Below are 207 nucleotides of genomic sequence, written 5' to 3'. Positions count from 1 at the left end.
TCATTAAACCAGCAGCACCGGCGTGATCTAAATGAACATGTGTAACGATAATGTTTTTAACTTCGTTTAAATCAATATGTAATTGTTGTAAGCCGTCTAAAATATACGGAAGAGAAGGGGCTGCACAAGTTTCAATTAAAGTAATATCATCACCTAATAAAACGTACGTACCAGTTCGTTCATTATGTTGTAAATCAAAATCATCAA

The 207-nt window shown here is 33.3% G+C and carries 1 protein-coding gene; it reads right to left on the bottom strand.

The window, feature by feature from the left end:
* The coding region (locus tag ACKPVM_RS20580; protein WP_409311600.1) for an MBL fold metallo-hydrolase at nucleotides 1-207 on the bottom strand (207 nt) is incomplete at both ends.

Origin of the sequence: Pectobacterium hainanensis (assembly GCF_046237015.1) — a bacterium.
GTDB lineage: Bacteria > Pseudomonadota > Gammaproteobacteria > Enterobacterales > Enterobacteriaceae > JBJYIN01.
Note: the sequence above shows the minus strand (reverse complement) of the source record. Positions and strands in the feature narration are given on the sequence as shown.